Below are 25576 nucleotides of genomic sequence, written 5' to 3'. Positions count from 1 at the left end.
TCTTTTGATGCGTCTCGCCACGTGGAACGTCAACTCCCTGAAGATGCGCCTGCCCCGGCTCATCCCGTGGCTGGCCGACAAGCGGCCGGACGTGCTGCTCCTGCAGGAGACCAAGCTCGCGGACGCGGCCATCCCCACCGCCGAGATCAAAGAGGCCGGGTACGAGGTCGCCACCCACGGCGACGGCCGGTGGAACGGCGTGGCGATCCTCTCCAAGGTCGGCATCGAGGACGTGATCCGCGGCTTCGACGCCGAGCCCGGCTTCCCCGACCCGGAGGCGCGCGCGATCTCGGCCACCTGCGGCGGGCTGCGCGTGTGGTCGGTGTACGTGCCGAACGGCCGCGAGCCCGACTCGCCGCACTACGTGTACAAGCTGGGCTGGCTCGCCGCCCTCCGCGACGCGCTCGCCGCCGACCTCGCGACCGGCCAGCCCGTGGTCGTGGCCGGCGACTTCAACGTGGCGCCGACCGACGCGGACGTGTGGGACCCGAAGGCGTTCGCCGGCTCCACCCACGTCACGGCGCCGGAGCGGGACGCGCTGGCCCGGATCCTGGCGGCCGGCTTCACCGACGTGGTGCCGACCCCGATGAAGGGACCGCACCCCTTCACGTACTGGGACTACCGGGCCGGCATGTTCCACCAGAACATGGGCATGCGCATCGACCTGGTGTACGCGAGCGCCGGCGTGACGGTGACGTCGGCGTACATCGACCGCGAGGCCCGCAAGGGCAAGGGCCCCTCGGACCACGCACCGGTAGTGGTCGAGCTGGTGTAGGCGGCTCACCCGCCTCGCCGGGTCTGGGCGGCTCGCTGCGCCCGGCCTGCTTCGCCCGTCTGGGCGGCTCGCTGCGTCGGGGTGGCCAGCTGGCGTAGGTTCGAGGGATGTTGAGCCCGCAGCGGGTCCCGATGCCCGGGCTGCCGATGTCCGTGACCATCTGGGAGGTCGGGCCGCGCGACGGCCTCCAGAACGAGTCGACCATCGTCCCGGTCGACGTCAAGCTGGAGTTCCTCGACCGGCTCGCCGCCACCGGCCTCGGCGTCATCGAGGCGACCAGCTTCGTCCACCCGCAGTGGGTGCCCCAGCTCGCCGACGCCGAAGACCTCCTCACCCGCCTGCCCCCCAAGCCCGGCGTGCGCTACCCGGTGCTGGTCCCCAACCAGCGCGGCCTGGACCGGGCGCTGGCGCTGGGCGTGCGCGAGATCGCCATCTTCGGCAGCGCGACGGAGACGTTCGCCAAGCGCAACCTCAACCGCACCGTCGACGAGTCGCTGGCGATGTTCGAGCCGGTGGTGGAGCGCGCCCGCGCCGAGGGCCTGCGGGTCCGCGCGTACCTGTCCATGTGCTTCGGCGACCCCTGGGAGGGCGAGGTCCCCGTCCCCCAGGTCGTGTCGGTCGCCCGCCGCCTGGTCGGCCTCGGCTGCGACCAGCTCTCCCTCGGCGACACGATCGGCGTGGGCACCCCCGGCCACGTCACGTCGCTGATCCGTGTCCTCGCCGACGCCGGCGTCGGCCCGGACCGGCTGGCGGTGCACTTCCACGACACGTACGGCCAGGCACTGGCCAACACCCTCGCCGCCCTCCAGGCCGGCGTGACCACGGTGGACTCCTCGGCCGGCGGCCTGGGCGGCTGCCCGTACGCCAAGAGCGCCACCGGCAACCTCGCCACCGAGGACCTGGTCTGGCAACTGCACGGCCTGGGCATAGCGACGGGCGTGGACCTGGGCGCGCTGGTCCGCACCAGCCTCTGGATGGCCCAGCGCCTCGGCCGCCAGAGCCCCTCCGCCGTCGTACGCGCCCTCGCCGCCGAGGTCGCCGCCGCCTAGCCGGCGATCGTGGCACCGGTGCGGGCGGCGCGGGCCAGGCCCAGTCGTACATGGCCTGGCGCACCGGGGCCGGGCGTGTTGGGCTGTACCCATGGTGCACCCACCGACGCTGCACGAATGGGCCGGCGGCGTACACGGCCGAGCGGGGTGGTTACCCGCGCACATGCTGCGGCAGCACCTCGGGAAGGCCATCACCGAGCCACAGCGGCGGCGCTGGGGCGACCTGCTGATGGACGCGGCGGACGAGGTGTCGCTGCCGGACGACCCGGAGTTCCGGTCGGCGTTCGCCGGCTACGTCGAGTGGGGCACCCGGCTGGCGGTGCGCAACAGCCAGCCGGGTGCCCATCCGCCCCAAGAGGCCCCGGTGCCGAGGTGTGGCTGGGCGTCGCACCCCCGTACCAGGGATAGGTCTGGGTTTCAGCCCTTGACGGCGCCGGCGGTGAGGCCGGTCGCGATGTTGCGTTGGATGATCAGGAAGAAGACGACGACGGGCAGCGACGTGATCAGGGCGCCGGCCATGAGCGGGCCCCAGGCGGTGCCGCGGTTGGTCTGGTTTTGCAGCAGCCAGGCCATCAGATTCTGGGTCTCGGGGTTGTTGAGCGTGTTGATGATGATGAACTCGTTCCACGCCTGGATGAACCCGTAGATCGAGGTGGCCACGAGGCCTGGGCCGGTGAGCGGCAGGATGATCCGGTAGAAGGTCTGCCAGCGGCCGCAGCCGTCGACCAGGGCGGCCTCGTCCAGCTCGCGCGGGACCGCGGCGATGAAGCCGCGCAGGGTCCAGACCGTGTACGGCAGGATCAGCACCAGGTACGTGATGCTGACGCCGACCAGGCTGTTGGTCAGGTTGGCCCGGTTGAGCATCAGGTAGAGCGGGATCAGCAGCGCGAGCAGCGGCACCAGCTGTACGCCGAGGATCACCATGATGAGCGCGCGCCGGCCGTAGAAGCGGAAGCGGGCGATCGCCAGCGCGGCCAGGAAGCCGACCACGATCGCGCCGGCCACCGCGGTCGTGGTGATGATGAGGCCGTTGCGGAGGTCGACGAGGAAGAACGGCGCCTTGATGGCCGACTTGAAGTTGTCGAGCGTCGGGTGCTGCGGGAAGAACGACGGCGTGAACGAGAGCACCTCGGACGCCGGCTTGAACGCGGTGTTCAGCACCCAGTAGACGGGGAAGGCCATCACGATCACGAAGAGCACGCCGACGGTGTTGGCCGCCACCGTGCCCGCGCGGGAGCGCTGGGAGCGTGGAGTGGACATCAGTCGACGTCTCCGATCTGAAACATCTGCCGTACGTAGAACGCCATCACGCCGAGCATCAGGATCACCGTGATCACCGAGATGGCCGAGCCGAGGCTGTACTCGTTGCGCCCGAACGCCTGTGTGAACGCGTACGTGGCGAGGGTCTGGTACTCCTGCTCGGGCTTGCTGTCCCGGACCACCCAGACCTGGGTGAAGAGGCCGAAGTTCCAGATCACCGAGAGGGTGGTGACGATGACGATCAGCGGCCGCAGGATGGGCAGGATGATGGTACGCAGTGTCTGCCACGGGCTGGCGCCGTCGACCAGTGCGGCCTCGCGCAGGTCCTGGGGCACCTGGGTGAGGCCGGCGTGCAGCGTGATCGCCAGAAACGGGATGCCGGCCCAGACGACGAGCGTGGTGATGACGATCCAGCCCTGGGTGGGGTCGGCGAACCAGCTGTGGTTGGTGAAGTCGACGCCCGGGATCTGGTCGATGGCGTAGTTGAGGACGCCGAAGTCGGCGTCCACCATCCACTTGAAGATCTGCGCGGAGACCAGCTGCGGGATCGCCCAGACGAACATCATGGCGATCACCATCGCCACCCGGACGCCGTTGCTGACCCGCTGCATGAGCAGCGCGACGCCGAGGCCGAGGACGATCGAGATCGCCACCGAGACGACCGTGAAGATGGCGGTACGGCGTACGACGCCCCAGAAGACGCCGTCGGTGAGGACCTGGGTGAAGTTGTCGAAGCCCACCCAGGGCGGGGTGGCGCCGGAGAAGAGGTGCCGCAGCTGCATGTCCTGGAAGGACAGTACGAGCATGCGGCCGAGCGGGTACGCCAGCAGTCCGGCGAGCAGCACCAGTGTGGGCAGGGCGAGGAAGAGGGGTGTCCACTGGGGACGGCGCCGACGGCGTACCCGGGCGGTTGGTTTGTCTGGTGTGGACGGCGCGATAGGCGCCGGCGGCGCGGTCGCCGGGCTGTCGACGGCGTGCATCTCACTCCTTCTGAGCTTCCGGGGCCGCGTCCGCACCGCCATCGTGGGCGGTCGCCGCGGCAGCGGACGCGACACGGGTGGAAGGCCGCGCCGCCCGCCGGCGCGGGCGGCGCGGCGGCCGGGCGGCCGTGGGGGGGGGTCTCGGTCGCGCCGTCGGGGCCGCCCCCCCCCGGGGGGCCGGGCCCCCGCCGCCCCCCCCCCCCCGGGGGGCCCCCCCCCCCCCCCCCGCGGGGGGGGGCGCCCCGGCACCGGGTCAGCCGTTGAGGGTCTTCTCGATCTCGCCGTCGGCCCAGGCGGCCGCGTCGGCCACCGACTTCTTGCCGGTGACGATGTCGCGCAGCATCTGCTGGAGCACGGCCGCTTTCTCGACGTCCGCCCACTTCTCGGCCATCGGCACGAACCAGCTGCTCTTCGCGGCCAGCGCGGTCGCCTCGTTGCCCTTGACGGTGGCGGCCTTGTCGAGCAGGTTGGTCGCGTTCGGCAGGACGGCCTTGGCCAGCAGGGCCTCCTGCGCCTTGGTGTCGGTGAAGTACTTGATCCACTCAGCGGCGAGCGGTTGGTTCTGGCTCTTCGCCGCGACACCCAGGTTGGAGCCACCGAGGAAGGACGGGATGCCCGGCATCGGCGCCGCGGCGACCTTCCCCTTCACCTTGGTGGCGACCAGCTCGGAGTTCGGGTCGTTCGGGTCCTTGCGCTGCTCCTGCGCGGCGCCGACCTCCCAGCCGTTGCCGTAGAACATCGCCGACTGCCCCTGCGCGAAGATCGCCGCCTGGTCGCTCTCGTCCTTCGTCACGTCGCCCGACGAGTAACCCTTGACCAGGTCGGCCCACTTCTGCAGGCCGGCCAGCGCCTGCGGGTCGGCGAGCGTGCCGGTCCACTTGTCGCCGTCCTTCTTGGCGATCTGGCCGCCCTCGGCGTAGACCCAGGACATCGCCGCGTACCAGTAGGCGCCCGGCATGTAGAACGCGGCGAACTTGTTGCTGCCCGCGGCGTTCTTGGCCTTGAGCGCGTCCGCCGCGGCGGTCAGCTCGGCGTAGCTGGTGGGCGCCTTGATGCCGGCGGCGTCGAAGAGGTCGGTGCGGTAGATCAGCACCCGGGCACCGGCGTAGTAGGGCACGCAGTACGTCTTGGCGTCCAGCTCGCAAGGGCCGGCGAGGCCCTGCAGCCAGTTGGCCGAGTTTTCGAAGCGGCCCTTGTCGAGCTCCGCGAACGCGCCGCTGAAGACGTACTTGGGCATCTCGGTGTTGCCGAGCTCGACCACGTCCGGCACGTCGCTGCCGGCGAGGGTGGCGTCCAGCTTGGTGAGGTGGTTGGCCCACTGCTGGTACTCGACCGTCACGTTGGCGCCGGTCGCCGCGGTGAACCGGGCGTTCGCGTCCTCGACGACCTCCTTCCAGGACGACTGGGCGTCCACCATGAGCCAGACCTTGATGGTCTTGCCCTTGCCGTCCAGCGCCTGGGCCGAGGTGTCGTTGGCCCCGCTGTCGTCGGAGCCGCCGCACGCGGCCGCGCCCAGCAGCGTCGCGGCGAGCGCCGCGGCGATTGCGATCCTGTGTCTCACGGATCCTCCAAGGGTTTGGTGATGGGTTAATCAGTGCTGGCCGTCTTTGGCGGCCTTGTGTGGGTCCACGGCCTGGGCGGTGCGTTGCAGGGCCGCGTGTGAACGCTGGTGGGTGCGCTGGGCGACCGCGACGTAGAGCAGGTCGAGGACGACGAGCTGCGGGTGGCGGGCGGAGAGCGCGTCGGGCCGAAACGTGGTGGCCTGGGTGGCGGTCAGGAGCACGACGTCGGCCAGCTCGGCGAGGGCCGAGCGGGGAAAGCTGGTGAGTGCGATGGTGGTGGCGCCGTGGCCGGCGGCCTCGGCGAGCATCTCGATGGTCTCCCGGGTCTGTCCACTGTGGGAAATGCCCAGCGCCACGTCACCCGGCCGGGAGAGCGCCGCGCTGGCCAGTCCGTTGTGGACGTCGGTCCACGCCCACGCCGCGACCCCGATGCGGTGGAGGCTGAACTGCATCTCCTCGCCGACCAGTGCGCTGCCGCTGGCGCCGAAGATGCTGACCCGGGACGCGCCGGCGATGGCCTGCGCGGCACGCTCCACTTCGGACAAGTCGAGCCGCGACGCGGTGTCGTGCATGGCGCGGGTGTCGGCCGCCATGACCTGTTCGAGCACCTTTTCGAGGGGGTCGCCGGGCTCGATCTCGCGACCGATGTCGACGCTCCAGCCGGCCGCCCGGGCCCGCCCGGTCTCGGCGGCGATGCCGAGGCGCAGGTCCGCGTACCCCTCGAAGCCGAGGGCACGGCAGAACCGGGTGACGGTCGCCGGCGAGGTGCCGCTCCGCTCGGCCAGCTCGACGATCGTGGACCGGGCCGCACTCGCCGGATCGGCGAGGACCAGCTCGGCCACCCGCTGGAGCGCTCCGGTGAACTCCGGCAGCTTCGCGCGCACGGTGAGGATCACCGACGCGTCGACCACCGCCGTCGGCGCGTGCCCGTCCACCTCGCGCTCGACCATCGGCAAGCCCTTCAGAAAAGAAAGTTAACTGTTAGTGGTAATATTTCTTACTGAAGCGCGGGTCAAAGCGCAAGAGCCTGGGCGGGGTTTTCAAACCGTTACGCGCGAACCGGTGGGGCGAACCCGAGCAGGGGCCCCCAATTGGGACATACCGCCAGCACCAGCCGTCGCCCCGCTCGCCAGAAGGGCCAGGCAGATGGATAGCCGTCAACGTCTGGACCCGCGAGCCAGAATGGTTCATCCATACGGTCGATCCATTCCGAAATAAACTCACCCGCAAATCGAAAAACCACACTCTGGCGGGATCCACTTCGCGCGATATGCAAATGCGCTAGCAAGGTATGGCGACCCACACGGTACTCTGTGGACCAGTCGCACTGGCCATATCCAAACGCGATCAACGAAGATTGCTCGCGCTTCGCGAAATGCCAGAAAGCCGTGGTCATCGGTCGTCGAGTCGGGAGCACAATGTCCACCGCTGGTCCGAAGACAACGGCTGTGGCAGCCTCGTCCCAGCCCGAGCCTGGCAGGTCACGCCCCGATCGAGCGAAGTGGTCCGACCGCCTTCGCCTGCTTCTACGCGCCCTCGCCGGCCTCGGGCCCTTCGCGCTGACGTTCAGCACATACAGCCTCCTGCTCGACCACCTGCCTGAGGAATGGTTTTCGCAGGACTGGTTGCGCTACGTCTTCGCCGTTGTCATCGCGCTCTGTGCCGGGCTGCTTCTTCGGCTGATCCTGCAGCCGAAGAAGATCGGGGCGGGCGACCTGGGCTCGGCGAAAGTGCCAGAGGCCCGGCAGTCGGTGGAAAACGACCACGGCACCCTCCCGGAGATTTTCGACGGCACGCGACGACGCCTCCTGCACGATTACCGGTGCCGCCAGCGCGGCGACACGGAGGTGTGCGGGTGGTCGCAGTTCTACGGCGACGACGTCCCACCGAGCGCGATCGGTTCGTCGTACGGCCTGCGGATCGCGATGGCGCTCGACGTCCGTGACGTGACCGTCGAGCGGCACCGGGTGATCGAGAGCATCCTTGCCATGCAACGGCCGGGCGGCGGGTGGTCCGCGAGCAACCAGCGCGAGGTCGGCCGGCCGGAGGTGACGGCTTGGGTCCTGGGCGCCCTGGTCCCGGCGGGTCTCAGCAGGGCGGTACGGCAGCGTCTCGTGGGCACGCTCGAGCGGATGCTCGACGAGGAGCGCGACCCCGACGGTATGCGCAGCACCTGCGTGGTGACGAGCGCCGTCTCCACGCTCGCCCGCTTCGCGCCGGACTCGCCGCTCCTCCCCGACCTCGTGGACCGCCTCACCAGAGGCACCGCCGGAGGCGACCGGGACAGGCCGCGTTGGGCCGCGACGCTCGGCGACAAGCGGAGCACCGGGTCCGTGCCGCACACCGCACGCGCGATCGTCGCGCTCCACCGCGTGGCCGCGGTGCTGCCCGAGCGGCGGGAGCTCAGCGAGCAGGCCAGGGCGGCGGCCGAGTGGGTGTGCGAGAGCTTCGATCTCGGCATCCAGGACGAGCAGATCCGGCGCAAGTACAACGACGAGGTCGACGCGCTTCTCGTCTATCACTTCACGCCCGCCTGGGTCGCTCGCGCGCTCCTGCTCGAAGGGCATGAGCCACTCCGGTCCACACAGCTCAAAGAGGCCGTTCGGGCGGTCGTCAGAAGTCAGGAGAGGGGGATCTGGAGATGGCGCGATCGGGAGCCGATCTGGATGGCGTACCAAGGAGTGTCGGTGCTGCGCGACGTCGCGCTGCGAGCTCGGGCACCGATGTACTGACACCGCTGACCATCGCCACCTGGAACGTCCAAGAAGGACTCTCCGAGGGCTGTGAAAAGCGGGATCATCCGCGACCGAGCGTCGCGGACCTGGTCAAGGCGCAGGGCATCGACGTCATCGCCCTGCAAGAGGTGGATTTCGACCGGTCGGGCAGGTCCACCGTCCTGGACGACATCGAGGCCAACACCGCCCTGCGGCACATCCAGCGCTATCCGTGCTCGCCGTCCGCGTTCTTCCCCGCCGCCCGGGCCGGCGTCGCCATCGCCAGCCGCTACCGGATCACCGGGAGGTGGGAGTTCAAGCTGCCCAACCCACGGCTGCGGATAACGCGCGGCGGCAGCACCTACGAAAGCTACGACAAGGGTGTACTGGCGTGCGAGATCGCCACCGGCGGCGGGCGGCTGACGCTCGTCTCCCTGCACATGTTTCCGTTCCACATGTTCGAGCGCCCGGCGGACCACGACGACTTCGACGGGATCTGGCGGGCGCTGAGAAAGCACCTTGGCGAGCTCGGCGGCCGGCCGCTGGTCGTCGCCGGCGACTTCAACACCGCCGACCGTGGCCTCCTGCCCGACGTCAACGGGCGCCGGCTCACCGGTACCACCCGTGGCCAGGTGACCCATCGCGGCTTCGCGGCCGACGACATCCTGTTCTCACCCGAGGTGCCCGATCCACCGACGGCCCGCGTGCTGGACACGTTCTCCGATCACCGCCTCTGCCTGGTCGAGCTCGGGGAGTGAAGATGGCCGCCGCATCCACCGCGAAGACCCTGCCCGACCTCGCGGAGCCGGTGCTGGCTCTGCTCGGGCAGCGCGACCCGATCCGCACGGCCGAGGCGGGCGACGTACTCCGGAGCATCGGGGAGCCGGCCGCGCTGCGGCACCTGATCGGCTCGGTCCTCGCCTCCGACGACCTCGCCGAGGCGCTGGCGCGCCGGTCGTACCCGCACCCGCTCGGCTTCGACAAGATCATCCTGCTGTCGCAGCAGCCGCTCGGACAGCTCCGGCTGCACATCTGGTGGCCGGAGACCGCGCGCCGCCGCGAGCACGTGCACAACCACCGCTTCGCGTTCGCCTCCTTCGTCGTCACGGGCGAGGTGCGGATGCGGGTGTACCGGCCGTCGGACGACGGCGAGGCGCTCGTGCACTTCCGCGAGACGAGCCTGGCCGCCGAGGGCGTCTGGGAGTTTCAGCGCCTCGGCGACACGCGCCTCCGCCTCTGCCTCAACGCCGATCTCGGCGCCGGCAGCACCTACGCCATGCCCGCCGACGCGCTGCACCGGATCGACGCCTCGCCGCTGCTCACCGCCACGCTCTTCCTGGAGACGCGTTCGGTGCGCGAGCACTCCTCGATCTACGCGGACCGGGAGGGTCTCCCGCGGCCCGCGCGGCGCCGGGTCTTCTCGGCGGCGGACCTTCGCGACCGCCTGTCCCGCCTCGACGACCAGCTGCGGCGGGCACCCGCGCGGCAACTGGTGGCGCAGGCCGGCTGAGGACGCGCGGGGAGGGACGAGGTCAGCGGGCCAGCACCGACAGTGCGGCGCGGATCGGGCGGTGGCGGACCGCGTCGACGAGCACCGGCTCGCCGCGGCAGAACCTCACGAACAGCCGCCAGCCCGGTGGCGTCGCCAGCAGTGCGTGAAACATGCCCGGCCGCCGGTTGTAGGCGGCCAGCAGGCGGCGCCCGGTGCGCATCTCGGGGCCGAGCTTGGCCTCCACAGTGGACTCGTACCGGCTCAGGTCGCCGGCCGCGGCGGCTTCCCCGGCGTACGTGCCGGAGCGGAGCGCGAAGCTGATGCCCTCGCGGGTCCACGGCTCCAGCAGCCCGCCCGCGTCGCCGGCGACCAGCACCCGCCCGCGGCGCAGCGGCGAGTCGGCGGCGCGGCAGCGGGTCAGGTGGCCGGAGTCGTGCACCGGCTCGATGCCGGACAGGCCGAGCCGCTCGACGAAGCGCCGCAGGTACGCCTTCGTGGCCGTACCCTGACCGCGCTCGGCGATCACCCCGACGGTGAGGCGGTCGCCCTTGGGAAAGACCCACGCGTACGAGCCGGGTATCGGGCCCCAGTCGATGAGCACCCGGCCCCGCCACCGCTCGCGCAGGGCCGGCGGGATGGGCAGCTCGACCTCCAGGCCGAGATCGACCTGCGTGTACGCGACGCCGACGTGCCGGGACGTGATACCCGAGGATCCGTCCGCCCCGATCACGGCTCGCGCCGCCAGCGGCGTACCAGATGATGGTCGGACCACGACGTGGCCGCCGGCGTCGTCGAGGCCGCGGACCGTGACCCGCTCGCGGACCTCGGCCCCGGCGTCGGCCGCGGCCTTGCGAAGCGCGTGGTCGAACGCCTCGCGGCGCACCATGGCCAGCACCGGTCCGGCGCTGGCGCGGTTGATCTCGCGGCGCCCGTCGAGCGTGAACGTGGCCCGGTCGACATGATCGTCCACGGGCACGTCGATCCGCCCGCCGACCGCGGCGAGCGAGGTGCCGATCAGGCCGCCGCCGCAGGTCTTGTACCGCGGGTGGGTGGCCTTCTCCAGGACGACGGTGCGCGCTCCGGCCCGCGCCGCGGCGTACGCGGCGGAGAGGCCGGCCGGTCCCCCGCCGACGACGGCGACATCCCACATCTCCACTCCGCGCAGGATAGCCGCGTCTGCCAGCGCGGCTCGCGTCGCTCACGCCGGTCGCCCACCGCGCGCGTTGATCAGGGAGTTGGTGGGCGTGTCGTCCGGCGTGTCACTCCATCAACTCCCTGATCGACACCCTCAGGTGAGGATCCCCAGCCGTTGGGTCGCCCTTGTCAGGGCGACGTAGAGGTCGTTCTGGCCGCGCGGAGACTCGGCGACGATCGCGTCCGGGTCGACGACCACCACCGCGTCGAACTCCAGCCCCTTCGCCTGGCGGACCGTGAGCACGGCGACGCGCTTCTCCAGGTCGGGCTCGGCGCCGAGCACCACCTCGGGTACCGCCTCGGCGATCGAGAGCCCCAGCTCGGCGAGGCGGCCGGCGGGCACGATCACGCCCAGCCGGCCGTCACCGACCTCGGCGGCCTCGTCGATGACGACCTTGGGCAGCTGCGCGGCGTCCAGCACGCGGGTCCACGGCTCGACGCCGGTCTGCCGTACCGAGCGGGGCGGCTCCAGCGCCGGGTCGATCCGGGCCAGCACCTCGGCCGCCACCGCCATGATCTCCGCCGGCGTACGGTAGTTGACCTTGAGCTCGGCGAGCCGCCAGCGGTCCGCCACGTACGGCGCGAAGATCCCGTCCCAGGACGAGGTGCCGGCCAGGTCACCGGTCTGCGCCACGTCGCCGACCACGGTCATCGAACGGCTCGGGCAGCGCCGCATCAGCAGCCGCCAGGCCATCGGCGACAACTCCTGCGCCTCGTCGACGATCACGTGCCCGAACGCCCAGGTGCGGTCCGCGGCCGCCCGCTGGGCCGCGGTCAGCCGGTCGCCGTCCTCGTGCCGCTCGGCGAGCTCGCTCGCGCCGATGATGTCGGTCGCGGAGAGGATCTCGTTTTCCACCTCGTCCTCCGCGTCGATCGACACGGATCCGCGGGCGATTTCAAGAGCACCTTCCGCGTACGCCACGCGGGCCTGCCGCAGCCGCTCGGCCAGCGCCGCCTTGCTCGCCTCGTCTTCGCCGAGCAACTCGGCGGCCTCGTCCAGCAGGGGCACGTCGGCCGGGGCGAACCCGCCGGCGGGGTCCCTTCTCAAGGCTGCGCGCTCGCTGTCCGTCAGTAGGCCGGCGACCGCGTCGAGGCGCTTGTCGGACGCGAAGAGGCCCGCCACCAGCTGCTGCGGCGTCAGGATCGGCCAGAGCCAGTCGAGGGTGCCCAGTACCTCCGGCTCCTTGCGCAGCTCGCGGCGGATCTCGGCGAGGTCGGCCTCGTCGAAGAGGATCTCCTCGCCGGGTGCGTCGTCGCCGCCCAGCGGGTCGTCCGCGTACGGGTCGGTGCCGATCGTCTCGGCGAGCTGGGCGGCGAGCGCGTGCACGATCTCCGTGTCGAAGATCGCCCGGGCCAGGTTGTGCGGCCGGTCCGAACGCCGGGCCCGCTCGCGGGCCGCGCGCACGGTCGCCGGCTGGAGGTACAGCGTCTCGCCCTGCGCCGCCGTCTCCAGCGTGATCGGCAGCGGCTCGTCGGGCAGCCGTTGCCGGTCGCGTACCGCCGCGGCGAGCACGTCGGCCATCACCGGGCGCCCCTTGATCTCGGCCACCTCGGCCGGCTCCGCGCGGCGGGCGATCACCCCCGGGAACAGGTCGCCCAGCGTGCCGAGCAGCACGCCGGTCTCGGCGAGCGACGGGAGCACCTGGGAGATGTAGCGCAGGAACGTCTCGTTCGGCCCGACGATCAGCACGGCGCGTGTGGAGAGCTCGCGGCGGTGCGTGTACAGCAGGTAGGCCGCCCGGTGCAGCGCCACCGCCGTCTTGCCGGTGCCGGGCCCGCCCTGCACCACCAGCACACCGTCGAGCGGCGCCCGGATGATGTGGTCCTGCTCCGCCTGGATGGTCTCGACGATGTCCCGCATCCGGCCGGTGCGGCTCGCCGACAGCGCGGAGAGCAGCGCCGCCTCGCCGGTCAGTCCTTCGTGGACGGACTCGCGAGCGGCCTCGAGGTCGAGCACCTCGTCGTCCAGCGCCACGACGGTACGCCGGCGGGTGCGGATGTGCCGGCGCCGCCGCACGCCGTCCGGGGAGGCCGCGGTCGCCAGGTAGAACGGCCGAGCGGCCGGCGCCCGCCAGTCCACCAGCAGCGACCGGTGGTCGTCGCCGTCGTCGAAGATCCCGATACGGCCGATGTAACGCGGGTGCTCGCCGGCGATCCGCCCGTCCGCGCTGGGCGCCTCGCCCGCCGGCTCGCCGGCTACCTCGCCCGCTGCCTCGCCCTCGTCGAAGTCGAGGCGCCCGAAACAGAGGCCAGCCTCCACCGCGCCGTATTGGGCGACCTGATCCGTGTAGAGCGCGACGCCGCTGTCCCGCTCCGTCTTCGCCTGTGGGGTGCCGCCGGTCTGTCGCAGCAGCGTCGCGAGGCGGCGCCCGGACTGCTCGCGCATCTCGTCCAACCGTCGATACAGAGCCGAGACGTATCCCTGCTCGTGGGAAATCTCCGCGGAGTTGCTTGACAAAGCGGCTCCCATGCGTTCTATACTTGCCGGCGAGAGGGGCAGCTTGTGCTGCCCTTTTGTCGTGCTCAGCCGACAAAGATAGCGCACCAGACCGGAGTCTGGCTCGCGAATCGGCACCCCATTTTGACCCGGCCCCGGCCCGCGGCCCAGCCCGGCGTCACCGTCCACACTGGATCTCCGCGGCTACGGAGGCGGGGGGCCTCGGTCGTTGGCGGCCTTGAGCGGATCCAAACCCCGAAGAGAATGTGGGCTACCGCGGCGTCCGTCGTGGTCCGGACCGTTGCGCGGGCGGAGCGTCTTCTTGGGGTGCCCTTCCCGCGGCCTCACCCTCCGCGGTCGGCGATCTCACCCCGGCCCCTGCGAGGAGCCGCCGCCGGGGCGGATGTGCGTGTGCGGGAAGCTCTGGAGCTGCCCCGTCTGTGCGTGCGACCGCGCAGCTTCCCCGCACCCCGCCGCGGACGGTGACCGCAACTACACCCCCGGTTGGGCTTGTGCCGCGGAGCCGGCAGCGGAGGCCGGGGAACTCGGCGAGCGCCAGCTCGCCGCCGGCCTCCGCGGTGCCCGCGGGAGCATACGGCCCACAGCTGGCGCGGGCCGGGGCAAATCGTGTCCGAAGAAACGCCGGGACGCGCCACACCCCGCCTACCCCGCAGCCCAACACCCCGACTCCGAAACCCTGGACGGCCGCCGGCATGGGGCGCGACGCGGCTGGCGGCCTGGGCGGCCCGCGCCTTGGTGACGCAGCCCGCCCGCGAGGTGATCATGGTCTCACCACGGCTTGCCTGCGCACCCGCGCCTGTGCCCTCGGCGGCGGGCACGGGCAGGTTCGCGGCAGATCGTGGTACTCAGGTGCCCCTGGAGGGGCAGCGGAATACCACGATCACACCCGCTCGCCCGATCCCGCGTGCGCGCGGGTGCGCAGACCGTGGCCACCGCGATCCGCGATTCGCCGCTCCGGCTCCGGGTCGTGGACCCGCCAAATGATCAAGAACGAGCCGGGAGTCCCATGCCGTCGCGGCACTTGGCCGACCCGCGGTCACCCGGTCAACGTACCGGACTTGCCAGCCGGGCCGAATCATTGATCACATGAGGGGCGTACCAGCGGATGCAGAGGTTGCCGCCATGCCGCAAGATGGACGGACGCCCAGCTCAGAGGCCTTGACTTGGAGGGGAATGCAGTGACGGACGGGACACCCTCAGTGACACCGCCGGCGGCCACCGCACCGGCGGAGGCCACCTGCGCGCACTGCGGGCTGCCACTCGCGCTCGACGACATCTGGGGCTGGATCCACGCGAACGGCCGCTACCTCTGCTACGACCCGAACACGGGCGAGCCGATGTCGATGCCCGCGGAGCCGTCCTACACCTGACCCTTCTCAACCGATACAGAGCTTGGCTTCCCTGCCGATGCACAGAGCTTGGCTTCCCCGGCGGAAGGCGGGACCATAAGGCGACGGGCCTAGGGAGGCCACGATGCCCCGTCTGCTGCCGCGCATCTCCTGGGAGCCACCGCCGGAGTACGTCGAGTTCGTCGAGCACCACCTCGACGCCCTCCGGAAGGACGCCGCTCGCGTGGTCGGCACCGAGCGGGACGCCGACTGCCTGTACCCGGACGTGCTCACCGACGTCGCGGCGCGGTGGAGCTGGCTGCGGCTGCGGGGGCGGTTGCACCAGGCGGACGCCACCGATCTGTACCTGCGGCGCGCCTTCACCCGGCGGGCGGACAGCTGGCGCGCCCCCGACCTGCTGCCGCTGGAGTCGCTGGGCGAGACGTGGCCGGTCGAGGTGCAGGTCTGGTCCACCGGCTCGGTCGACCCGCCGCCGCCACCCCCGCCGCACCGGGTCGCGTCCAGCGTCGCGCTCAAGCTCGCGCCGCACCTCGACCCCACTCAGCGGCCGCGGGCCGGGGCGCTGGCCGAGGCCGCGGTGGCCTGGTGGCACGCGTGCGAGGCCCGCCGCCGCCGGCGCCGGATCGCGGTGGGCGTGGTCGCGCTCGTCCTGGTCGCCCTGACCAACCGGCTCCCGCAGCACCCCTCGGCGCGGGCCGCGGAGTGGGTGGGCGCGGGGGTTGCGGTTTCGTCCGCGAGGGGTACTGTATCGATTTAGAAGCTCTGGATCGATACAGAAGGGCCTTACGGCCATGAAGCCCACGTTGCAGACCGTCGCCGACCGGGTCGGCGTCTCGCGCAGCACGGTTTCCAACGCGTACAGCCGGCCCGACCAGCTCTCCCCCGAGCTGCGCGAAAGGATCCTCGACGCCGCCCGCGAGCTGGGCTACTCGGGTCCCAACCCGACCGCGCGCTCGCTGCGCAGCGGCCGTGCCGGGGCGATCGGCGTGCTGTTCACGACCGCGCTCTCGATCGCCTTCACGGATCCGTACGCGGTGCAGTTCCTGCGCGGCCTGGCCGAGGTGGCCGAGGACAACCGCACCGGGCTGCTGCTCGTGCCGCTGCGCGACGACGACGAGGGCGCGCTCGAGGCGGTGCGCAACGCGGCGGTCGACGGGTTCGTCGTCTACTGCGTCCCGGGTTGGTACAAGGCGATGGAGGCGGCCTGGGCACGCGGCATCCCGGTGGTCAACTCCGACCACTTCGGATCGCTCTTCGTCGGCATCGACGAGATCGCCTCCACCCGCGCGGCCGGCGAGCACCTCATGCGGCTCGGCCACCGCCGGGTCGCGATCGTCGCCGACTACATCTCCCCCGACCGGCGCACCGGCGAGGTCAGCGTGCCGTCGGTCGAGGACCTCGGGTCGTACGTGAGCCGGGAGCGCCTGACCGGCTACCGCGACGCGTTCGCGGCCGCCGGGCTGGAGTGGTCCGAGGTGATCACGATCAGCGCCGCCGGCAACAGCCGGGAGCACGGCGCGGCCGCCGCGGCGTACGCGCTGGACCGCGCACCCCGGCCGACCGCGGTGGTGGCCACGACCGACCTGCTCGCCCTCGGTGTGCTTGACGCGCTCGCCGCCCGCGACCTGCGGCCCGGCCGCGACGTCTCGGTGATCGGCTTCGACGACATCCCGGATGCCGCGCAGGCGCACATGACCACCGTCCGGCAGCCGGCCCTCGATCGGGGGCGCATCGCCGGGCGGCTGCTGCTCGACCCGCCGGACGATCCGGCCGACCGCCGCGTCGTCCTCCCCACCGAACTCGTCGTCCGGGCCTCGACCGGCCCGGCCTCCACAGGGAGCGTCTGATGTTCGACCCGACTGCGATGATCATGGCGGACAAGGCCACCAAGCACCACGTGCTGTCCGCCCGCCCCGAGGCCCGCACGACGCCCGAACGGCCACCACGGCAGCGAGGAGATTCGATGCGCCAGCTCGCCGCGACGACCCTCCGGCGGCTCGCCGACCGGGTCGAGCCACGCCGCGTGAAGTCCTGCGTACCCGCCGCCTGACCTGCGGATACTTGATATCTGTCACCGACGCGGTTGGCGTTCCAAAGTCGTTGAGGTGGCGGATCTCTCGGCCGTGCGGTGCGGCGAGCCTGGGTAGGTGAGCGTTATGCATCGTGGCGACGAGGACCTGCACTACAGCGACAACTCGCACCGGTGGATCGCACCGCCGGAGATCGAACAGGCCATCTGGGAGGCCGGGCTGCGGGCGCACATGCAGCAGCACCGCACCACGATGGGCGGACCCTTCAACATCGACGAACTGATCGAGGTGCCCCGGGCCCGCATTCCCCGCCAGCGACAGGCGAGTTGATCTGGCAGGCTGATCCCGAATCGATCCTGGCATTCTCTTCGAATGCCAGGATCGCATTTTGTGCAAGTTGCTCGGAGCATTTGCGAAGCGCAGTGTGTTTCCGCGCCGTTAACCTGGCCGACCGCACAAAACGCTCGTTAAGACGCCTCTGATTCAGTGCCGTCCATCACGGAGCGTAGCCTCACGAAACCTGCTCAAGCTCGGCACCACGCCGGCTCGCCTCGCGGGCGATCTCGGTGCGCGAGTGCAGCTGGAGCTTGGCCAGGATGTGCGAGACGTGGGTCTGCACGGTGCGCCGACTCAGGAAGAGGTGCGCCGCGATCTGCGGGTTGGACATGCCCTCGGCCACCAACCCGGCGACCTTCATCTCGGTCGGGGTGAGGCTGCTCCAGCCCGTATCGGCCCGGCGGTGCCGCGCGTGCGGCCCGCGACGGATGCCGTACGAGCGGAACTTCGCCTGGGTACGGGCCAGGTCCCACTCGGCGCCGAGCTCGCTGTAGATCCCGTAGGCGCTGGTGAAGTGGGTGCGCGCACCGCCCAGGTCGCCCCGCTCGGCGAGGGCCGCGCCGGCCGCCTCCAGCGCCTGCGCACGAGGCAACGGCCGCCCAGCGGCCGCGTAGTGTTCGGCGGCGGCGAGCAGGAGCTCAGGGTCGCGGTCGAGCAGCCCCCGACAGTGCGGCGCCACGGCCATGTGGTGCGGCACACCCGAGTCACCCGCGACCGACTCGGCTCGCTCGACCAGCGTCCGAGCGGTGTCGTGGTCGGCCACTTCGACCGCGAGCCGCGCGGCCTCCGGCAGGAGGACCGCGAGCTCCTCGATCTCCTCGCTCTCCAGCATGCCGTCCATCAGCACCGCGAGCGCTTCCTTTGGCGCGCCAGCCTGCTCACGGTCGAGCCCCTTGGCCAGCGCCAACGTGCCGATCACCAGCCCACCGAGGCGGGCCGCGTGCTCCTCGGCCTCAACGAGGTGGCGGCTGGCCGACGGGTCGGCGCGGTGCAACCGGATCGTGGCGGCGATACCCAGGTCGAGGCACTCGGCCGCCGGGTCCTTCGACAGCTGGGACACGTCGATTTCGGCGAGCGCGTCGTCCCACCGGCCGACGGCGAAGAGCAACTCGCCAAGGAGGCTCTGGGCCTGCGCCAACCGGACGAGGTTGCCCACCTCGTCGGCCATCTGGCGGGCCTGCACCGCACCGGAGATGGCCGTCTCGTAGCGGTCGACGTTGCCGAGTACGGCGGCCTGGTTGATCTGGAGCCCGAGCCGCAGGTCAGCCAGGCCGGGCTCGGTCTCGGCGACCGCCAACGCACGCTCGAACAAGGGCAGGGCCTGGGCCGACTCGCCGCGCATCGCGTGCACGACGATCAGCGTGCCCAGCGCCCACCCGATGGCCCAGCGGTCGCTCGCCGCGGTGGCGGCCCGAAGCGCCTTCTCGGCGACCCGGCCGCCGGTGTCGACCCGCCCCAGCATGCACAGGGTGCGAGCCTTAAGGACCAGGAGGCGGGTGCGGTGACGCGTACCGGCGACCGGCGTCTCCAGCGCGCGCTCAAGAGCCGCCAGGGCCTCCTCGGCACGCCCCTCGACCGCACGGCACTGTGTCAACGTCCAGTGCAGGTCGACGAGGTAGTCCGGCCGGGTCACGTACTCCAGGGCGCCGGTCGCCACTTCCGCGGCACTGGCCGGGTCGCCCGCCTTGTAGAACGCGTCGGCGAGCCGGCAGGCCAGCAGGTCGTGCGGTGCTACGCCGGCGGGGATCGCGGCGACCGCGCGGCGCAGCAGTGGGATGGCAGCACCAGGTGCCCGGGCCACGAGCCGCTGGCCGGTGTCGACCAGCCATTGCACCATCCACTCGTCGGCCACGCCAGCGGCACCGTCACCCTGGAAGGCCGGCAGCAGCTGTCGGGCCACCCGCTCGGCTGGAGCACCGCCGCGGGCCAGTGCCCGGGCGGCGTCGCGGTGCCAGGCGGCGCGGACGGCGGCGGGCATCTCCTCGTAGAGAGCGGCGCGGATCAGGGGGTGCCGGAAGGCCAAGGCGAAGTCGTTCTCCCGGAGGACGCCGGCGAGGATCGCCTCGTCCAGCACCGGCATCAGCTCGCCCACGCTCTGGCCGGAGACCATGGCCAGCTCGGAGACGGAGAAGTCGACGCCGAGCAGGGCGGCTGCGCGCAGCAGGCCACGACCAGGCGCGGAGAGGAACTCGACTCGGTCGGCGATCGCGGCGGCCAGCGAGCCCGGAGTACGGGTGCCCGTGGCCTCGACCTGGCCGTCCTCGATGGTCAGGGCACCACCGCGGGCGAGCGCGTCCACCAGCTCCGTAACGTACAGCGGGTTGCCCGCCGCGCCGGCCGCGAGCTGGAGCAGCCGCGGACCCGGGCGGCCTCCGGCGGCGGTCTCGACCAACCGGGCGACCTCGGCGTCGGAGAGGCTGTGCAACCGCAGGCGGTCGGCCGGCTTGACCGACCGGCTCAGCGCCTTGAGGTCCTCGCGTATCGGCACCGGCCGCATCACACCGGCCACGAGCAGCGGCAACTGGTGCACGGTGCGGACCAGCCGCCCCAGGGTCTGCACGGTCGCCGGGTCGGCCCACTGCAGGTCGTCTACCACCAGCAGCACGGGCGCACCGGTGCACAGCTCGTCGACCAGGGAGAGCAGGCGCTCGGTCGCGGCGGCCACCTGGTCGACGGCGTTGCCCGGGGAGGAGTCGGTGCGCAGGAGCTCGGCGATCTCGGCGGGGCCGCGGTCGACCGGTGCGGACTCGAGGGCGTCCAAGAGAGGGAGAAGCGGGAAAGCCTGGCTGAGCTCGTCACAGGTGGCCCAGAAGACCTGGCAGCCGGCCGTCTTGGCCTCGTCGGCGGCCGAACGCATGAGAGATGACTTGCCGATACCCGGCTCGCCTTCCACCAGCACCGCGCGACCCCGACCGGCCGCCAATGCCGTGACCCACTCACGCGTGCGATCGAGATGGCGCCGCCGCCCGATGAGGGAGGGGGCATAACGCGTCTCGATCATGTGAACCTCACCCTTCGTCCGCCGCCACGAACCCGTCGTTCACCCGCTGTATACCTGCACCAATCGGTCCACCCCTTTGCAACTCCCGCAACTTGCAACAGTTAGTCGCGGTGAAGTCCCGGCTCTCCGGGACCCTCATTACCTAACGTCAGCAGTATCGCGGCATCCCACTCTAAGCATGAATTATCGACAGTGGAGCGCTGCCTAGCGTTGGGCATGCGTTTCACTGTTGTTTACCTTCTGTTTCCCCAGCCATATGACCGTATGTATCTATTACCTGGCCGGGTGTAATTGGAGGCAACGGCCACCGAGCGGTGACGCTGGCGTCATCGCTATTGGTGTCCGTTACGCTTGGCAGGAGCGTGCCGCAATGCGAATCAAAATCAGACGTACAGCCGTCACCATTTCGGTGATGGCCTTTAGCGCACTCGTAGCAGCATCAGCGGCCGGTGCCACGGTCGCGATGGCTATTCGTGTCTACCCGTGACCCGGGTGGCCATCACCGTCCTGGTTCCTAACCCCTCCTCCGAAGCTTTGGCATCAGAGCAAGTACCTCAACGAGAAGTAATGATGCCCCTTCGGAGCCCCGTTGGGAAGGTTTCACGGTCACCAATCTGCAAGTTGCACCTAGCATCTGCGCAGGGGACCTTGCACCAAACCAACGGACCCGACAGCTGGTGTCACATCGGGGCGGCGCCGTCGACATCGTCGCCCCTTCCGGCCCCCCAATCCTGAGCAGGATCAACGTCCAACGGAGATTCAACCTCCACGATCACCGATCGGCGGGACGGGGCTCCCGGTTGGACCGGCTCCACCCCACGGCTTGGTACGTCCCCCGCCCACACGCTTGGCGGGGGGCGTACCGCCTTGTGGGACGGGTATGCAACGGACATGGCTGATCGTCGACGGGAGACCGCCCGAGTGGCGGTGAAGCGGTTCGGGCGGACCTATGCGGAGGAGGCCGGCATCCGGCTCGCCGACCGGCCGCCACCTCTGTACCAACTGCTGGTGCTGACCACTCTCCTCAGCACGCGGATCTCGGCCACCATCGCGGTGGCGGCGGCCCGGGAGCTCTTCGCGGCCGGCTACCGCACGCCGCAGGCCATGCGCGACGCGAGCTGGCAGGACCGGGTCGACGCGCTCGGTCGCGCGCACTACCGGCGGTACGACGAGCGGACCTCCACGATGCTGGGCGAAAGCGCCGAGCTGTGCCTGACCCGGTGGCACGGCGACCTGCGCGGGCTGCGCCGCGAGGCGGGGCGGGATGTACGGGCGCTGCGCCGCCTGCTCACCGAGTTTCCCGGGATCGGGCCGACCGGCGCCGACATCTACCTCCGCGAGGTGCAGGCGGTCTGGACCGATATAGCGCCGTACGTGGACCGCAAGGTGCTCGCCGGGGCGAAGAAGCTGGATCTGCCGGCCTCGGCCGAGGAGCTGACCGGGCTGGTCGGGCGGGACGAGGTGCCCCGCTTCGCCTCCGCCCTCGTGCGCGTCTCGATCGGGCGCAAGGCGGCGGACGAGGTGCGCGCCGAGACCACCACCCAAAGCTGAGCGGACAGCGGCACGCCAAGGCCACCGCCCCAAGGGGGGCGGACAGCAACGCGCCGAGACCACCGCCGAAGGCGGGGGGCGTCAGCGGCCGGCGGACAGGGTGGCCAGGATCTCTCCCGCCTCCCCGCGGGCCCGGGCCGCCGCCGGCAGGTCGCCGTTGGCCTCGTACGCCTGGCCGAGCACGTGCAGCGCGGCGGCGAGGAAGGAGAGCCAGCCGCGGGTGCGCCACATCGCCACCGACTGCTCCAGGTAGGACACCGCCCGCTCGGGCCGCCCCGCGGCGAGCTCGATCTCCCCCAGCGCGCCCAGCGCGTCGGCCACGTGGTGGCTCATGTTGAACTCCCGGCCGAGCGCCAGCGACGCCTCCGCCGCCTCGCGGGCCCGCGGGTCGCCCTGCCGCAGGTACAGGCGGGCCAGCGCGACCATCGTCAGCACCTCGGTGTAGACGTCCCGGTAGCGGCGGGAGATCGCCAGGGACTCGTCCAGCATCCGGGCGCCGGTCTCCAGGTCGCCGGCCTCCCGGTACGCGATGCCGAGGAACTGCAGCACCGCCGTCTCGTACCGCGGATTGCCCAGTGCCCGCGCGGCGGCCAGCGCCGCGTCCAGGTGGCCGATCGCCCGCGCGACGTCGCGGGTCTCCGCCCGGGCGACCGCCAGCGCGACGTGCGCGCGGGCCTGGCCGCCGACGTGGCCGGTCTCCTCGGCCAGGGCCAGCGCCCGCTCGCCGTAGGCCAGCGCCTCCGCCTGCCCGCCGCGCGCGGTCAGCGCCCACGAGCACATCACCGCGGCGTCCGACATGCCGCGCCGCTCACCCAGCTCGGTGAACATCTCCAGCAGCCGGAACGCGTCCGCGTGGAAGCGGCTGGTCGCGTCCCCCTCGTCCGGTGTGGAGTTCCAGGTGACCACGTCGATCAGGCCGCGCAGCATCACCGCCTCGCCGAGCCGGTTGCCGCGGCGGCGGCAGGCGGCCAGCACCAGGCGGTTGGTGGCGCTCCAGTCGCCGTACATGCCGCGGATGTCGAAGTACTTCTCCAGGCAGCCGGCCAGGTCGAAGGCGAGCTCGTCCAGGTCGAGCGCGCACGCCTGCCGGACCACGGAGAGCAGCGCGGCCCGCTCGGCGTCGAACCAGTCCAGCGGCTCCACCTCCGCCGGCGGCCACTCGACCCGGGGCCGGTGCGCCGAGCCGCTGATCGCCGCGTAGCAGGGGCCGGGCACCCGGGCGGCCATCCGCTCGGCGATCGCCAGCCAGCCGCCGAAGCCGGCGCCGAGCACGTCGAGGCGTTCGCCGGGCGGGTCTTCCAGGTCGGCGCGCTCCCGGGCGTAGAGGCGGACCAGGTCGTGGAAGCGGTACCGGATCTGGCCGGCGGCGTCCGCGCCGGACACCGCGATCAGCTGGGCGTCCACAAGGGACTCCAGGAGCCCGGCGGCGTCCGCCGACTCCTCCAGCACCGCGCCGGCGAGCCAGGCCGGGAAGTCCGGGGTGTCGAAGCGGCCCAGCCGCCGGAACAGCCGCTTCGCCTCCCCCTTCAGCCCTTCGTAGCTGAGCGCCAGCGAGGCGCGTACCTCCAGGTCGCCGGTGGCCAGCCGGTCCAGCCGCCGCCGCTCGTCGCGGAGCGTCCGGGACAGGTGCGCCAGCCGCCAGGTGGGGCGGGCGGTGAGCCGGGCGCCGGCCACCCGTACCGCGAGCGGAAGCCCGCCGCAGAGCCGGACGATCTCGGCCGCCTCGCCGGGCTCGGCGGCCACCCGCTCCTCCCCGCCGACCCGGCCGAGCAGCCGGACCGCCTCCGCGCGGGCGAAGACGTCTAAATCGATCCAGCGGGCGCCCTCGACACCGGTGAGCCGGGCCCGGCTGGTGACCAGCACCGCGCAGCTGGCCGCGCCGGGCAGCAGCGGGCGTACCTGCTCCTCGGAGGCGGCGTTGTCGAGCACCACCAGGATCCGGCGGCCGGCCAGGCGGGTGCGGTACATCTCGGCGCGCTCGACCGGGTCGTTCGAGATCGCCCGCGCGTCGACGCCGAGCGCGCGCAGGAAGCGGGCCAGCACGTCGGCCGGGTCGAGGGCGACCGCCTCGGCGCCGCGCAGGTTGGCGTAGAGCTGGCCGTCCGGGTACGCGGGGGCGGCGAGGTGCGCCACGTGTACCGCGAGCGTGGTCTTCCCGCATATCCGATTCTAGCACATAATGGATGCATGACCGCAACCGCTTCCCCGCTCGGCATCCCCGACCAGTGCAAGGCGATCCTGTTGGCCCGCCTGTCGGACAAGCGTGAAGACGTGGACCTGACGGACGAGGGCATTCCGCAGTCGTTGGAGGATCAGATCCAGCGGATGCGGGACCGGGCCGCGCTGCTGGGTTGGGCGGTCTACAAGGTGATCAAGAACCCGCGGCTGTCCGCGTACAAGCGCCGGAAGATCACGCTGCCGGACGGGCGCCGGGAGTACCGGGTGTTCCGCCCGGACCTGCGCGAAGCCCTCGGCGACCTGTGGGCCGGGCGGGCGAACGCGCTGCTGTGTCTGGACCTGGACCGGGCCTTCCGCGACCCGAAGGACTTGCAGGACCTGATCGACGTGGTGGAGCACGCCCCACACAGCATCGTGGTGGAGTCGTGTACCGACTCGTTGCATATGGAGAAGGGCAAGGACAACTTCGACGCCGAGATCCGGGTGTTGGTGGCGAACAAGGCGTCGAGGGACACGGCGCGGCGGGTGTCGATGTGGCGGGAGCGGCAGGCCCGTAACGGCAAGTTCGGCGGCGGCCGCCGTCCGTTCGGGTTCTGCCTCGGCGCACCTGACGTCCCGGACAACGCCATGCCCGAAGACCTCGTCTGTGCATGGCATGGCGGACGGGACTGCAAGTCCGGGATCACCACCATCGACTACGAGATCGACGTGATCGCCGACAGCTCGCACCGGCTGTTGCAGGGGATCAGCCTGCGCGCGCTGGCCGCCGAGCTGCGCGAGCGGCAGGAGGTGCCGACGGTGACCGGGGCGGACTGGTCGGCCCAGACGTTGCGGGACATCCTGCTGCGCCCCCGCAACGCCGGCTTCATGGTCCACAAGAAGCAGATCATCGAAGGAGTCAAGGCGCCCTGGAAGCCGATCGTGTCCCCAGAGGTGTTCTACGCGGTACGGGATCTGCTGACTGACCCGTCCCGGCGGACCGGGCCGGGCGCGGCGCCGCGCTGGCACGGCACCACCATCTATCGGTGCGGGATCTGCACTCCGCTGGGCACCGACACCGACGCCGATGGGGTCAAGCCGGTGACCTGTCAGGTCACGTTGGGTGGGCGGGAGCCGAGGTACAAGTGCAAGGACCACAGCCACCTGACCCGCAACGTGGCGAAGGTGGACCGGCTGGTGTTCGGGCACGTGCTGTACGCGTTGACCCACCCCCGCGCCTACGAGCTACTGGCCGCCCCGCCGCCGGAGGTCGACGCGGAAGGGTTGCGGGCCGAACGGACGGCGATCCGCCAGCGGCTGGAGCTGATGGCCGAGGACGAGGTGCTCGGGTTGAAGACCCGCGCCCAGGTGATCGCCGCTACCAAACGCGGCAACGCCCGCATCACCGAGATCGACGAGCTGTTGAACGCCACCGCGACGTCCGATCCGCTCGCCACTGTGGTCAACGCCTCGGACCCGGTACAGGCGTGGGCCGATCTCGGGTTGGCCGACCAGCGGCTGTTCATCGACCGGCTGTGCACGGTGACGATCCTGCCGTCCGGACGGCGTGGCCGTGGCTTCGACCCGACCACGGTAGACATCGCCCCTAAGCACACGCTCGGCTCGGGCAGCCTTCCCGCCGAGGCACTGACCACCGCCGTGGCGTGA

At 71.4% G+C, this 25576-nt stretch carries 20 protein-coding genes; 12 read left to right on the top strand and 8 right to left on the bottom strand.

Annotation, left to right across the window (positions count from 1 at the left end):
- Positions 1 to 7 precede the first annotated feature (7 nt).
- Entirely contained in the window at positions 8 to 775 is a 768-nt protein-coding gene (locus RB614_RS15945; protein ID WP_308713273.1) for an exodeoxyribonuclease III, read from the top strand.
- 107 nt (positions 776 to 882) lie between these two features.
- Complete coding sequence (locus RB614_RS15940; protein ID WP_308713272.1) at positions 883 to 1824, top strand: hydroxymethylglutaryl-CoA lyase; 942 nt, start codon at positions 883 to 885, stop codon at positions 1822 to 1824.
- A 417-nt stretch (positions 1825 to 2241) separates the two neighbouring features.
- Here RB614_RS15940 and RB614_RS15935 read toward each other — a convergent pair whose 3' ends face one another.
- The 4 genes from RB614_RS15935 to RB614_RS15920 form a co-directional block, all read right to left on the bottom strand.
- A complete protein-coding gene (locus tag RB614_RS15935) occupies positions 2242 to 3084 on the bottom strand; it encodes a carbohydrate ABC transporter permease (protein ID WP_308713271.1) in 843 nt (280 codons plus the stop codon).
- Entirely contained in the window at positions 3084 to 4064 is a 981-nt protein-coding gene (locus RB614_RS15930; RefSeq protein ID WP_308713270.1) for a carbohydrate ABC transporter permease, read from the bottom strand. Before RB614_RS15930 ends, RB614_RS15935 begins: the two co-directional genes overlap by 1 nt.
- Before the next feature lie 253 nt (positions 4065 to 4317).
- Positions 4318 to 5625, bottom strand: coding sequence for an extracellular solute-binding protein (locus RB614_RS15925; protein WP_308713269.1), 1308 nt, complete (start codon positions 5623 to 5625; stop codon positions 4318 to 4320).
- Between the two features lie 30 nt (positions 5626 to 5655).
- On the bottom strand, positions 5656 to 6576 hold the full coding sequence (locus tag RB614_RS15920) for a MurR/RpiR family transcriptional regulator (RefSeq protein ID WP_308713268.1): 921 nt from the start codon (positions 6574 to 6576) through the stop codon (positions 5656 to 5658).
- A 363-nt stretch (positions 6577 to 6939) separates the two neighbouring features.
- On the opposite strand from RB614_RS15920, the gene RB614_RS15915 reads away from it, so the two are divergent.
- Genes RB614_RS15915 through RB614_RS15905 form a run of 3 tightly spaced genes read left to right on the top strand, consistent with a single transcriptional unit; the run spans position 6940 to position 9850 of the window.
- On the top strand, positions 6940 to 8358 hold the full coding sequence (locus tag RB614_RS15915; protein WP_308713267.1) for a prenyltransferase/squalene oxidase repeat-containing protein: 1419 nt from the start codon (positions 6940 to 6942) through the stop codon (positions 8356 to 8358).
- A complete protein-coding gene (locus tag RB614_RS15910) occupies positions 8268 to 9098 on the top strand; it encodes an endonuclease/exonuclease/phosphatase family protein (protein ID WP_308713266.1) in 831 nt (276 codons plus the stop codon). The genes RB614_RS15915 and RB614_RS15910 overlap by 91 nt, the downstream gene beginning before the upstream one ends.
- 2 nt (positions 9099 to 9100) lie before the next feature.
- A complete protein-coding gene (locus RB614_RS15905; protein ID WP_308713265.1) occupies positions 9101 to 9850 on the top strand; it encodes a hypothetical protein in 750 nt (249 codons plus the stop codon).
- A 22-nt stretch (positions 9851 to 9872) separates the two neighbouring features.
- On the opposite strand, the gene RB614_RS15900 is transcribed toward RB614_RS15905, so the two are convergent.
- Together RB614_RS15900 and RB614_RS15895 are read right to left on the bottom strand one after the other, a co-directional pair.
- On the bottom strand, positions 9873 to 10988 hold the full coding sequence (locus RB614_RS15900; protein WP_308713264.1) for a geranylgeranyl reductase family protein: 1116 nt from the start codon (positions 10986 to 10988) through the stop codon (positions 9873 to 9875).
- Positions 10989 to 11120: 132 nt separating this feature from the next.
- Positions 11121 to 13496, bottom strand: a complete 2376-nt coding sequence (locus RB614_RS15895) for a HelD family protein (RefSeq protein WP_308713263.1) — start codon at positions 13494 to 13496, stop codon at positions 11121 to 11123.
- A 1187-nt stretch (positions 13497 to 14683) separates the two neighbouring features.
- Here RB614_RS15895 and RB614_RS15890 point away from each other — a divergent pair.
- From RB614_RS15890 to RB614_RS15870, 5 genes are all read left to right on the top strand, one after another.
- Positions 14684 to 14854: a hypothetical protein gene (locus RB614_RS15890; RefSeq protein ID WP_308713262.1), complete on the top strand. Its 171-nt coding sequence runs from the start codon at positions 14684 to 14686 to the stop codon at positions 14852 to 14854.
- Between the two features lie 103 nt (positions 14855 to 14957).
- Complete coding sequence (locus RB614_RS15885) at positions 14958 to 15590, top strand: hypothetical protein (protein ID WP_308713261.1); 633 nt, start codon at positions 14958 to 14960, stop codon at positions 15588 to 15590.
- Between the two features lie 34 nt (positions 15591 to 15624).
- Positions 15625 to 16680 carry a LacI family DNA-binding transcriptional regulator gene (locus RB614_RS15880; RefSeq protein WP_308713260.1) on the top strand — a complete coding sequence of 352 codons (1056 nt, stop codon included), beginning with the start codon at positions 15625 to 15627 and terminating at the stop codon, positions 16678 to 16680.
- A complete protein-coding gene (locus RB614_RS15875; RefSeq protein WP_308713259.1) occupies positions 16680 to 16883 on the top strand; it encodes a hypothetical protein in 204 nt (67 codons plus the stop codon). Before RB614_RS15880 ends, RB614_RS15875 begins: the two co-directional genes overlap by 1 nt.
- 97 nt (positions 16884 to 16980) lie before the next feature.
- A complete protein-coding gene (locus RB614_RS15870) occupies positions 16981 to 17193 on the top strand; it encodes a hypothetical protein (RefSeq protein ID WP_308713258.1) in 213 nt (70 codons plus the stop codon).
- Positions 17194 to 17374: 181 nt separating this feature from the next.
- Here the strand turns inward: RB614_RS15870 and RB614_RS15865 are convergent, their stop codons facing one another.
- The gene (locus RB614_RS15865) at positions 17375 to 20200 is read right to left on the bottom strand and encodes a helix-turn-helix transcriptional regulator (RefSeq protein WP_308713257.1); all 2826 of its coding nucleotides are present in this window, start codon (positions 20198 to 20200) and stop codon (positions 17375 to 17377) included.
- A gap of 891 nt (positions 20201 to 21091) precedes the next feature.
- Here RB614_RS15865 and RB614_RS15860 point away from each other — a divergent pair.
- Entirely contained in the window at positions 21092 to 21751 is a 660-nt protein-coding gene (locus RB614_RS15860; protein WP_308713256.1) for a hypothetical protein, read from the top strand.
- Positions 21752 to 21832: 81 nt separating this feature from the next.
- Here RB614_RS15860 and RB614_RS15855 read toward each other — a convergent pair whose 3' ends face one another.
- Positions 21833 to 23884, bottom strand: coding sequence for an ATP-binding protein (locus RB614_RS15855; protein WP_308713255.1), 2052 nt, complete (start codon positions 23882 to 23884; stop codon positions 21833 to 21835).
- 54 nt (positions 23885 to 23938) lie between these two features.
- Between RB614_RS15855 and RB614_RS15850 the strand changes: the two genes are divergently transcribed.
- Entirely contained in the window at positions 23939 to 25576 is a 1638-nt protein-coding gene (locus tag RB614_RS15850) for a recombinase family protein (RefSeq protein WP_308713254.1), read from the top strand.

The sequence above is a fragment of the Phytohabitans maris genome (assembly GCF_031085175.1).
Classification (GTDB): domain Bacteria; phylum Actinomycetota; class Actinomycetes; order Mycobacteriales; family Micromonosporaceae; genus Phytohabitans; species Phytohabitans maris.
Note: the sequence above shows the minus strand (reverse complement) of the source record. Positions and strands in the feature narration are given on the sequence as shown.